Here is an 11,158-nt window from a genome sequence, read left to right on the forward strand (position 1 = left end):
GGCCGTACACCCCATGGAAACACCAATCTCCCCCACCCGCCGTCGCATTCCCCTCTTCCCGCTGCACACGGTTTTGTTTCCCCACACCTTGACGGTGCTCAAGATCTTCGAACCCCGCTACCTCGACCTGATCCGGGAAACCCTGCCCGGCAACGGCGAGATCGGGGTGGTGCGGATTCGCTCCGGCGCCGAGGTCGGCACCCCCGCCGAGCCCTTTGAGACCGGCACCACCGCCCGCATCCTTTCGGTCGACCGGGATCAGGGGCTGATGCAGGTGGTGCTTACCGGTGAAGAGCGCTTTCACATCCAGCAGCTCATCCGCCAAGGCGATCGCCTGTGGGCCGAGGTCGACCGCCTGGACGAGGCTGAGCACGAGGGGGATGAAAAGCTGGTCGACGAAGTGCTCGACGAGATCGGCTTCATCCGCTCCATCGCCGGTAAACACGGCCTGCCGATGGAGGAGGAGCCCCCCACCGAGCGGGATCCAGTCACCCTGTCTTACATGGTCTCCGACGCTCTGCCGGTCGATCTGGCCACCAAACAAGAGCTGCTCGAAATGCCCGACGCCACCCAGCGGCTGGAACGGCTGCTGGGACTGATGCGCCGCTCGCGCTTGAACATTCTTAAAAACACCTTCGAAGGGGGCTCGTTGCACTAGCCCCGGATCGGAAGCTCGACATGCACCGCCGCTCGTTCAAACGCCACGATCTCTACCTCAACCGCGAACTTTCATGGCTCGCCTTCGACGAGCGGGTACTCGGCGAGGCGACCAACCCGGCCAATCCTTTGCTGGAACGGCTGAAATTCCTGGCGATTTCGTGCTCGAACCTCGACGAGTTTTTCGAAGTACGGGTGGCGGGTGTGGCGCAGCAGACGGTGCATGGGCTGAACGTCAAAGCACCCGACGGTCTGGCCCCCAGCGAGGTGCTCGACGAGATCGAGGTCCGCTGCCACCGCATCGTGCAGCGGCAGTACGACCTGCTCAACGACGACCTGCTCCCGGCGCTGGAGCGTGAAAACATCCGTTTCATCCGCCGCTCCCAGTTGCTGCCCGAAGAGCGGCGCTGGGCGGCCCGGTACTTCCACGAAGAGGTCTACCCGGTCCTAACCCCGGTGGTGATCGACCCCAGCCACCCCTTCCCCCAAGTGCTGAACAAGTCGCTCAACTTCATCGTCACCCTGGAGGGGACCGACCATTTCGGCCGCGAGGTCGAGCTGGCCATCGTTCAGGCCCCCCGCATCCTCCCCCGCATTTTGCGTCTGCCCGACGTGCGCGACGGCGACAACTTTGTCTTCTTGTCGGCGATCATCCACGCCTACGTCGATGAGCTCTTCCCCGGCCTGAAAGTGACCGGTTGTTACCAATTTCGGGTCACCCGCAACTCCAACCTCTTCATCGACGAGGAGGAGGTCGAAAACCTGCTCAAGGCGCTGGAGGGGGAGCTGCGTTACCGCCACCGGGGCGACGCCATCCGGCTTGAGGTCGCCGACAACTGCCCCGAAGAGGTCTCCGAGCGGCTGCGGGTGCAGTTCGAACTCGACCCTGAAGATGTCTACCGGGTCAACGGCCCGGTCAACCTCTACCGCATGATGGACGTGATGGGGATGGTCAAACGACCCGACCTGCGCGACGCCCCCCACCGCCCGGTGCTTCCCCCCCGCTTTGTCGAGGCGGAGGCCGAGGGCAAGTCGATCTTCGACGTGCTGCGGGGCGGCGATGTGTTGCTCCATCACCCCTTCGAGTCGTTCTCACCGGTGACCGAACTGCTGCGCCAGGCGGCGGAAGACCCGCAAGTGTTGGCGATCCGCATGACCCTCTACCGCACCAGCACCGATTCGGCGCTGCTCAAATCGCTGATTAAGGCGGCCGAATCGGGCAAGCAGGTGGCGGTGGTGGTCGAGATCAAGGCCCGCTTCGACGAGGAGCGCAACATCGCCTGGGCGCGGCGACTTGAAGATGCGGGGGCGCAGGTGGTTTACGGCATCGTCGGCTTTAAGACCCACGCCAAGATGTTGTTGGTGGTGCGCAAAGAACAGGGGGGGCTCAAGTTTTATGGCCATCTGGGGACCGGCAACTACCACCCCAGCACCGCCAACCTCTACACCGACCTGGGGTTGCTGACCACCGACCCTGTGCTCACCAACGAGATGCTCGAACTCTTCATGATCCTGACCGGGGCGGGACGCTACCCACCCTTCAAAAAGCTGGTGGTCGCACCGGTCGGGCTGCACAAAAAGATGATGGCGTTGATCGACGCCGAGCGAAAAAGGGCGCTGGCGGGGGGAGAGGCCTGGATGCTTCTGAAGATGAACGCGCTGACCGAGCCCAAGGTGATCGAGGCGCTCTACAAGGCGAGCAACGCCGGGGTGAAGATCACCCTGATCGTGCGCGGCGTTTGCTGCCTGCGCCCGGGGGTGCCGGGGGTCTCCGAGAACATCGAGGTGCGCTCGGTGATTGGCCGTTTCTTAGAACACACCCGCATCTTCGTTTTCGGCAACGGCGGCGATCCGCTGATCTACTGCGGCAGCGCCGACTGGATGGACCGCAACTTCTTTCGCCGCATCGAGACGGTCTTCCCCATCGAAAACCCCGCCTTCAAGAAGCGGATTCTTGAAGAGATTCTGGGGAGCTACCTGGCCGATACCCAGCAATCCTGGCGGCTGGACGGGGGGGGGCAATACCATCAAGTCGTCCCCGCCGAGGGTGAAAAAACGGTCAGCGCCTTTGCTCGATTGATGAAGTTGGGGGAGGAGGGAAAGAAGGTTTAAGGAAGCGCTGACTGAATAGCGCTTCCGAGCAGCCCAGCTCTGCTGTCGTAGGAGGCGACCTAAGTCGCCGAAGCTTTTGATTTTTGCAAAGCGTCGCTGAAAAAGGAGGCCTTTAATCAGCGTTTCCTTAGGGGCACTTGTTGGAGCGCCGCCCCCAGCGCGATGGAGGGTTGCCCCCCAGGTTGCCCCTTCGACAAGCTCAGGGTAAGCGCCATCGGCGGCGCCTATCGCCCCCTGACCCCCCACCGGGACCCCACACCCCATGCCCGACCTGACCCTTGAAGCCCTAACCACCCACCACGTCGGTCCGGTCGACCTGACCATCGCCGCCGGTCGCTGCACCGTGCTGCACGGCCCCTCGGGTGCGGGCAAGAGTTTGCTGCTGCGGGCGATTGCCGACCTCGACCCCCACGAAGGGAGCGTCCGGTTGGGCGACACCGCGTGTGAGGCAATCCCCGCCCCCCTTTGGCGCAGTCGGGTGGGGCTGCTGAGCGCCGAAAGTCGCTGGTGGTACCCCACGGTCGGCCCCCACTTCCCCGCTGGCACCATCCCCCAAGCGCAGAGCCTCGGTTTTGCGGCTGACGTCGCAAACTGGGAAATCCGCCGTCTCTCGACCGGAGAACGACAGCGTTTGGCGCTGCTGCGGCTGCTCGCGCACCAACCCCAAGCGCTGCTGCTCGACGAGCCGACCGCCAGCCTCGATCCCGACAGCGTCCTCAAAGTTGAAGGGCTGGTCGCCGCCTACCGCGCCGAGCAGCAAGCGCCGGTACTTTGGGTTAGCCACGATCCGGCCCAGATGGGGCGGGTCGGCGACGCAGTGGTGCACATCAAAGGGGGAAAACTGCTGTGATTTTGCTGTCCTCTTTCGATCTGGCCATCGCCGCCGGACTCATCGTTTTGCTGGCGCTGCTGAGCTGGCGGCTACGTTTGGGGCAAGAAAAGGCGCTGCTGATCGCCGCCACCCGTACCACGGTGCAACTGCTGCTGATCGGCTGGGTGCTCAAGGCGTTGTTCGCGGTGTCGGACTGGTATTGGGTCGCCCTTATGGCGCTGGTGATGTGGCTGGCGGCGGGACGTGAGGCCTCCGCACGGCAGAGGCGCCCCCTGGCCGGGGGGTGGGGATTCGGGGTTGGGACCGCCTCGATGTTTGTCTCTTCGTTGGCGGTGACGGTGCTGGCGCTGCTGGCCATCGTCCAACCCGATCCCTGGTACACCCCTCAATACGCCATCCCCCTGCTCGGCATGCTGCTGGGCAACACCATGAACGGCATCGCCCTGGGGCTCGACCGGCTGACGGTCGAGGCGTGGGATCAACGGGAGACCATCGAGGCGCGGCTGCTGCTGGGGCAAAGCGGGGAAGCGTCGCTGCGGGAGACCCGGCGCGAAGCGATGCGCACCGGGATGATCCCCATCGTCAACGCCATGGCGGCGGCGGGGATCGTTTCGCTGCCGGGGATGATGACCGGGCAGATTTTGGCGGGCGCCCCCCCCATCGAGGCGGTGAAATACCAGATTCTCATTATGTTTTTGATTACCGTGGGGACCGGTCTGGGGACCATCGCCGCCGTCTGGTTGGGATCGCGTCGATTGTTCGATGCCAGGGAACGGTTACGCTTGGATCGCATCGGGGGTGGGGGCAGGTAAAAGCAGGGGGACACGCCGTTGATGGCGTAGGGTGGATAAGCGCAGCGCATCCACCAGACAGGCGATTCGCTCACCCCCCACCGCTCGGTTTAAAAACCTTTTTCCACAGATTTCGCAGATTCACACAGATTAAACCCAAGATCTCTTTGGGTCGTTTGCCTTTAAATCTGCGTAATCTGTGTGAATCTGCGGAAAAGGGTTTTGATCTGTTGCGGCAGGAGTGATGCCACCCCCTGCATGCCGGACGTCGCTGCGCTCTTCCGGCCTACGACTTCCCCACCAACCAGAATCTCCCCCCAAGGAGACACCATGCCCCACCACCCCGACGGCCACCGCGTTCCCCACAAGGACGAACTCGACCCCGCCCTCCTCGCCCGGGTGGCGGGATTGATCGGCGACGCCCCCCACCCCCGCGACCTGCTGATCGAGCACCTGCACATCCTGCAAGATGCCTTCGGTTTTCTTCCCGCCGCCGCCCTGACCGCCCTAGCCCACCGGATGGGTCTCTCCGCCGCCGAAGTTTTCGATACCGCTACCTTTTACGCCCACTTCCGTGTCGTCTCCGAGGGGGAACAGCCCCCCGCCACCGCGCCGATCAGGATCTGCACCTCGCTGGTGTGCGGCGGGTTGCACGGCGGTGAAGCGGTGGCGCAGTCTGTGGAGGAACACATCGCCGAACAAGGGAGGGTCGTGCGCTCTCCCTGCCAGGGGCGTTGCTCCGAGGGGGTATCGGCGTTGGTGGGATGGCGTCCGGTAACCCATAGCGATCCGGCCAAAATCTTGGCTGCGGTGGCGGCGGGCCACACCGAGCCCGACCCCCTCCCCCTGCCCGAAATGTCGTTTGGCCATTTGCGCCGCTGCCATGCCGGGGAGCTCAACCGCGAGGCGGTGTTGCAAACCTTGGACGACGCCGGGCTCAAGGGGATGGGGGGGGCCGGGTTTCCGGCAGGGCGCAAATGGCGCTCGTTGCTGACCGAGCCGCAACCTCGCCTCATGGCGGTCAACATCGACGAGGGGGAACCGGGGACCTTCAAGGACCGCTACTACCTGGAGCACCACCTGGAGCGGGTACTGGAGGGGATTCTGATCGCCGCCTGGGTGATCGAGGCCAAGACGGTCTACCTCTACATCCGCGACGCCTACACCGCCCACCGGTTGCTGCTCGCCGAAGCGCTGCAACGGTTGCAAACCGACCCGCCGTTCCCTGTGCCCGAACTGCATCTGCGCCGTGGCGCCGGGGCTTACGTCTGCGGCGAGGAGACGGCGCTGGTCGAGTCGTTGGAGGGCAAACGAGGAATGCCCCGCCAGCGCCCCCCCCGCATCGGGGAGGTGGGGCTCTTCGGCCGTCCGACCCTGGTCCACAACCTGGAGACCCTGGCCTGGGTGCCCGAGATTCTGCGCAAAGGGGCGGCCTGGTTTGCCGAGCAGGGGCGCCGCGGCCGCTCGGGGCTGCGCACCTTTTCGCTCAGCGGTCGAGTCGCCCGCCCTGGGGTCTACGTCGCCCCCCTGGGGATCACCCTGCGCGAGCTGATCGAGGAGTACGGCGGGGGGATGGCGCCGGGGCACGCGCTGCGCGGCTTTTGCCCCTGCGGCGCCTCGGGAGGGCTGTTGCCCGCCCGCGCCGCCGACACCCCGCTCGATTTCGACACCTTGCAACCGCTGGGCAGCTTCCTCGGCTCGGCCTCCATCGTTGTTTTCTCTCAGGCCGACGACCCCTACCAACTGGCACTCAACGCCCTGCGTTTTTTGCGCGACGAATCCTGCGGGCAATGCACCCCCTGCCGCGACGGCACCTATGAGTCGACCCTGCTGCTCGAAAAGGGGGAGCGCGACGCTACGGTGTGGGAGCCGCTCTTCGAGGTCATGGTCGAGGGCTCGATCTGCGGCCTGGGCAAATCGGCCCCCAACCCGATTCGATCCTTGCTGCATTACTTCCCAGAGGCGTTGCCGCGATGAACCAGACACCACCCTCCCCTCTGAGATGATCCCCTGCCCCGCCTGTGGCGGCAGCGGCAAGGTGAAAGCGGAGGTCTGCTGCAACAACGGTGCGAAGGAGTGCTGCGGTGGGTTCGTGCCGGGGGAGGTGGTATGTATGCGGTGCTGGGGAGCGGGAAGGATCAAGGCGCCGCGAAAGGGGGGGGAGGCCGAGCAAATCCACCTTATTCAAACAGCCTTAGCCGTTTAACCTGGGCGTAGGTCAGCACCGCTACGAAGAAATTCACCCCCACCAGCAGCAGCGAATACCCCAACATACCGAGCACCCCTGCTCCGTTTTCCGAAGCCCACTCGCGGATTTCAGCCTCGAACAGCAGCGGCATGGTGGCGGCCAGCACGTAGGCCCAGCTTGGTCCAGCGGCGGAGCTGATCTGCCCCCCGCACACGGTGCAACGCAGCGGCTGACGCATCAGCATCCAGCGCCCCAGATTGCCCCACCCCAAACGGTGGTAGGGCAGTTTTCGGTCAATCGTTGTGCCCCTGCCCACCTCCCGATCCCTGCCCCCAGCCACGACCGCTGTTGCCCGAATTGCCACGGTCTGCGCTGTTGCCCGAATTGCCACGGTCTGCGCTGTTGCCCGAATTGCCGCGGTCTCCGCTGTTGCCCGAATTGCCGCGGTCTCCGCTGTTGCCCGAATTGCCACGGTCTCCGCTGTTGCCCGAATTGCCACGGTCTCCGCTGTTGCCCGAATTGCCACGGTCTCCGCTGTTGCCCGAATTACCGCGGTCTCCGCTGTTGCCGCTGTTGCCGCTGTTGCCGCTGTTGCCGCTGTTGCCGCTGTTGCCGCTGTTGCCGCTGTTGCCGCTGTCGGAATTGGAGTTGTTGTTGGTCGTGATGTCGTAACTCAGGGCGCTGCGGCACCACCCCGGCATGTAGTTTGAGGGCAGGTCGAATCCAGCGCCGATCGCTCCGCAATCCCAGGTGATGGTGGTTCCCGAGGCGACACCCTGAATCGTGACGTACTGCTTGCCGACTTGAACGTCGGAGGCGAGCGCCTGGGTGGGGTAGAGGCGGATGTGCACAACCCCGGCGGCTGGGAAGTCGAACAGGGTTTTGTTAATCATCGAGGTGGGAGCCACCACCGAGTCGACGGTAGCCGGCAGCGCCTCGTGTTCGGCCAGGTAGGTTTCGATGTCTTTCTTGTAGATTTGGGCGTAGTCGAGCATCCCCGCCGCCCGGCTTTGAATCATTTGGGTGCGATACATGGGAATGGCGACCGCCGCCAGCACCCCGACGATGGCCACTGCGATCATCAGCTCCAGCAAGGTAAAACCCCGCGCCGTCCCGCCTTGCAATGTCTGCATCGCCGTTCCTCTCAAATCTGAAAGTCCATACCTGCGCTCATCCTACCCCACCATGATTCGGCGTCGAGATGTGCGTCGCAGCAAGAAAAATCGCCAACGCCACGTGCGTGCCATCAACCCACGGTCTTGTGCGATATCTCACTATCCGATCCCGATGGAAGCAAGAAACCATAAAAACAAAAACAACTGACGTTGTGTTCCGCCCTAAGGAAGCGCTGATTTATAGCGCTTCCAAGCGACCCGGGGATGGGCCGCCAAAATGGAGCGCTGTCGTAGGAGGCGACCTAAGTCGCCGAAGCTTTTGATTTTTGCGTAGCGTCGCTGAAAAAGGCAGGATGCCTTGAATCAGCGCTTCCTAAGTCTCCCTGGCATTATTCCGGGCTCCCCTGGAATAATGCCGAGGTATCTGGGGCGATGGGCTAAGAAGTCGCCCCCCGCTGGATCGCGCACCCAACATATGGGGTTATCATGAACACACTGACACTACGCCATTGGGGCTGGTTGCTGCTGGTCGCCGTCGCCGTGCAACTCGTCGGCTGCGGCGGCGGCCACCGCTCGGCAGGGGGCGATGCCATCACCACGGTGGTGCAGACGGCCCAACAGCAGGTTGGCATCCCCTACCGTTGGGGCGGCGAAAGTCCGCAGGGGTTCGATTGCAGCGGCTTGGTGCGTTACGCCTACAGAAGCGTCGGAGTCGATGTCCCCCACTCGACCGAGGGGCTGCTCGACCGGGTCGACCGGGTGCCGCTGTCGCAGATCCGCCCCGGCGACATCCTCTTCTTCAAGGTCGCCCCCCCGAAGATCTCCCACGTTGGCCTCTACGTCGGCGACGACCGCTTCATCCATGCCCCCAGCAGCGGCAAAACGGTCTCGTACGGCAGCCTGAAAAACCCCTATTGGAACAGCCACGTCGTGGCGGCGGGGCGGGTGTTTTAGCCGGGGTCTTCACGGTTTGCTCGTGCGTCATTGCTAATCGCAGCTATGGATTTCTCGCCGCCCACGCCAGAAGCACAAGCTGCCCAGCCACACCCTTTTAGGGGGGACGCGCTGCGTCGCGTCCCCCCTTCCTCCCCCGGCCACAGGGCGGCCACAACGCAGCGTGGCCCTCCAAAACATCGCCATTGCAGGCCTTATCTCCCCTTCGACAACTCCACCGCTTCCCCGCTAAGGTCCCACCCCCGCCCTCTGTTTCCGACCTGCCTGACCGGGAGGCACCCCTTGATTTCGATCCAACCTGTCGCCCCACCCCCCTTCCACTGGTGGTCGGCCGCCCCCCATCGCCCCTTCTTTGCGGTCGGTTTGGTCCAAATGGTGCTCACCATCGCCTGGTGGGGGGCGGAATTGACGGCGCGGCACACCGGCTGGTGGCCGATGCTCGACATCGTTTACGCCACCTGGGCTCACCAATACCTGATGCTCTCGGGTTTCATCCCCTTTTTGCTCTGCGGCTTTCTGCTGACCATCGTCCCGCGCTGGCTCGGCCAAGCCGAGATCCCCGCCCAGAAATTCGTCTTGGCCTGGAGCCTGATGACCGCCGGGGCGCTTGTCTTCTGGATAGGCATGTTCACCAGCGAGGTGCTGCTCGGGGTGGGGGTGGTTTTGACGGGGCTGGGCTGGGTGCTGGGGTGGATCACCCTGATGCGGCGTTTGCTTCGGGGGGGACGCGCCGAGGGGCGGCGCCATGTCGCCTACGCCCTGACCGGCGCCGGGCTGGGGATCGTCGCCCATTTCGCCTGGGGGGTATGGCTGTGGCGGGGCGATTGGATCTGGCTCGATCTGGCCCGCGAACTAGGGGTGTGGGGGATGATGGTGCTGATGCTGATGGTCGTCCTGAACCGGATGTACCCGGTCTTTGCGATCAACGGCCTGCACGAACAGCTCGGCAGCCTCGCCCCCGAGGTAGCGCCCCCGACCAGCCCGAGTTGGTTTTTGCCCCTGGCGGTGGCCTTGATCGCCGGACGGGTCACCCTGGCGGTGCTGGGAGAACAGCCCTCGCTGTGGCTCTTCGATCTGCCCCTATTGACCGCCGCAGCCTGGGTCGCCTGGGGCTGGCGCCTCCCCGCCCTGATCTTCGCCCCCCTGGCCTGGACCCTCTATGTGGGGTGGATGTGGCTGCTGGTGGGGCTCACGTTGGAGGCGATCCAAAGCGGGGCGCTGGCGCTGGGTTACGGAGAGCTCTTCGGCAAAGCGCCGCTGCACGCCCTGGCCATCGGCTTGTTTGGCAGTGTCTTTTTGGGGGTGGCGGGACGGGTCTGCCGGGGCCATTCGGGGCGCCCCATGGCGGCCGACCGGCTGACCACGGCGGTGTTCATCCTCTTTCAGGCGGCGGTGCTGGCGCGGGTGCTGGGGGAATTCCCCCAGCCGGGAGGCGATACCCCCTTCTTCAACATCGCCGCTGCCTTGATCTGGGTGATCTGCGCGGTCGGGTTTGCCTGGCGGCACCTGCAGATGGTGGTGTTGCCGCGAGTGGACGGCAGGCCGGGGTGAGTTGATGCGTTGGGGGTAGGGGTTTTGGTGGGAGCGGACTTCTGTCCGCGAATGAAGAGGCAACCCCGATCCCCAAAAACCACCCGAACGATGTGCCCCCTGGAGGGACGCGCTCCGTCGCGTCCGCCGTTTGTTGGCTGAATCAAAAACGGCCACGACAGAGCACGCCCCTCCAAAAGGCAAGATCGACCCCCGTCGCCACAACCGGAGCACGCCCCGACAACCCAGCTCCGCTTCGGCGACAGAAGTCGCCTCCCACAGCCAAGGGGGAAGGTCGGGGTTTGGGGTGGGGGTTTGGTGGAGGTTTTGGTGGGAGCGGACTTCTGTCCGCGAATGAAGAGGCAACCCCGACCCCCTAAATCCGCCCGCACGGTATGCCACTGGAGGGACGCGCTCCCCTCCCCCCTACAACCCCTCCATCACCGCCCACGCCACCCCGCGCAAGCGCTCGAATTCCCCATCCACACTGTTGAGCCGCACCCGGTACAAACGGCCCGACCGACACCCGTACCGTTCCCAATTATGGAAGCTCGGCGTTTGACCGGGAGCGTCGATCCAGCGGTATTGCAGCTCGAAGCCCTCGCCCCGGCGCAGCGCCCGCTCGGCGATCAACTCGCTGTTCAGGTAGGTGGCGATCTCTGCCAGCAGCGCCACCCGGCGGGCGTCGAGGTCGCCGCAGGGGCCTAGAGGTTCGACCGCGATGAAACTCATGCCGGGGGTGGAGGATTCGGGGGGCCAGAGGTCGATGGCGCCGCTGGATTTGGGGTCATCGGCGCTCCAGTCGGCGGGGTAGAACACCGTCAGGTCGCCCACCTTCAGGGTTTGAAACGGGGGGGGACGGTCGAGGGTTTCGGAGCCGTTGGGGTTGAGCAGGCGGTAGTGTCCCTCCCCCCCGGCCAGGTAAAAACGCAGCCGCGCCCCGACGACAAACCCTCCCCGCTGTCCCCCATCCCCCTCC

8 protein-coding genes and 2 pseudogenes are annotated in these 11,158 nt (G+C 64.5%); 7 read left to right on the top strand and 3 right to left on the bottom strand.

Annotation, left to right across the window (positions count from 1 at the left end; translation table 11 throughout):
• Nucleotides 1-13 precede the first annotated feature (13 nt).
• The 5 genes and pseudogenes from AUJ55_02670 to AUJ55_02690 all read left to right on the top strand — a co-directional run bounded on the left by AUJ55_02670 (nt 14) and on the right by AUJ55_02690 (nt 6,369).
• On the top strand, nt 14-658 hold the full coding sequence (locus tag AUJ55_02670) for a hypothetical protein (protein ID OIO60055.1): 645 nt from the start codon (nt 14-16) through the stop codon (nt 656-658).
• Between the two features lie 20 nt (nt 659-678).
• The gene (locus AUJ55_02675) at nt 679-2,769 is read left to right on the top strand and encodes an RNA degradosome polyphosphate kinase (GenBank protein OIO60056.1); all 2,091 of its coding nucleotides are present in this window, start codon (nt 679-681) and stop codon (nt 2,767-2,769) included.
• A gap of 262 nt (nt 2,770-3,031) precedes the next feature.
• Nucleotides 3,032-3,619 (top strand): ATP-binding protein, encoded by a 588-nt coding sequence (locus tag AUJ55_02680; GenBank protein ID OIO60057.1) that lies wholly within the window; start codon nt 3,032-3,034, stop codon nt 3,617-3,619.
• Nucleotides 3,616-4,413 (top strand): iron export ABC transporter permease subunit FetB, encoded by a 798-nt coding sequence (locus AUJ55_02685; GenBank protein OIO60058.1) that lies wholly within the window; start codon nt 3,616-3,618, stop codon nt 4,411-4,413. The genes AUJ55_02680 and AUJ55_02685 overlap by 4 nt, the downstream gene beginning before the upstream one ends.
• Nucleotides 4,414-4,646: 233 nt before the next feature.
• Nucleotides 4,647-6,369: pseudogene (locus tag AUJ55_02690) on the top strand (NADH-quinone oxidoreductase subunit F).
• 203 nt (nt 6,370-6,572) lie between these two features.
• Here the strand turns inward: AUJ55_02690 and AUJ55_02695 are convergent.
• Nucleotides 6,573-6,896: a hypothetical protein gene (locus AUJ55_02695; GenBank protein ID OIO60059.1), complete on the bottom strand. Its 324-nt coding sequence runs from the start codon at nt 6,894-6,896 to the stop codon at nt 6,573-6,575.
• Entirely contained in the window at nt 6,874-7,713 is an 840-nt protein-coding gene (locus AUJ55_02700) for a hypothetical protein (protein OIO60060.1), read from the bottom strand. Before AUJ55_02700 ends, AUJ55_02695 begins: the two co-directional genes overlap by 23 nt.
• Nucleotides 7,714-8,181: 468 nt before the next feature.
• Between AUJ55_02700 and AUJ55_02705 the strand changes: the two genes are divergently transcribed.
• A complete protein-coding gene (locus AUJ55_02705; GenBank protein OIO60061.1) occupies nt 8,182-8,649 on the top strand; it encodes a hypothetical protein in 468 nt (155 codons plus the stop codon).
• Between the two features lie 282 nt (nt 8,650-8,931).
• Nucleotides 8,932-10,200, top strand: coding sequence for a hypothetical protein (locus AUJ55_02710; protein ID OIO60062.1), 1,269 nt, complete (start codon nt 8,932-8,934; stop codon nt 10,198-10,200).
• 405 nt (nt 10,201-10,605) lie between these two features.
• On the opposite strand, the pseudogene AUJ55_02715 reads toward AUJ55_02710, so the two are convergent.
• Nucleotides 10,606-11,158: pseudogene (locus AUJ55_02715) on the bottom strand (hypothetical protein).

The sequence above is a fragment of the Proteobacteria bacterium CG1_02_64_396 genome (genome assembly GCA_001872725.1).
Lineage (GTDB): Bacteria > Pseudomonadota > MNWR01 > CG1-02-64-396 > CG1-02-64-396 > CG1-02-64-396.

Excerpts from the sequence above, each read along its gene's own strand:
- AUJ55_02670 (OIO60055.1), top strand. The coding sequence starts at position 14 with ATGGAAACACCAATCTCCCCCACCCGCCGTCGCATTCCCCTCTTCCCG.
- AUJ55_02675 (OIO60056.1), top strand. The coding sequence starts at position 679 with ATGCACCGCCGCTCGTTCAAACGCCACGATCTCTACCTCAACCGCGAA.
- AUJ55_02680 (OIO60057.1), top strand. The coding sequence starts at position 3,032 with ATGCCCGACCTGACCCTTGAAGCCCTAACCACCCACCACGTCGGTCCG.
- AUJ55_02700 (OIO60060.1), bottom strand. The coding sequence starts at position 7,713 with ATGCAGACATTGCAAGGCGGGACGGCGCGGGGTTTTACCTTGCTGGAG.
- AUJ55_02705 (OIO60061.1), top strand. The coding sequence starts at position 8,182 with ATGAACACACTGACACTACGCCATTGGGGCTGGTTGCTGCTGGTCGCC.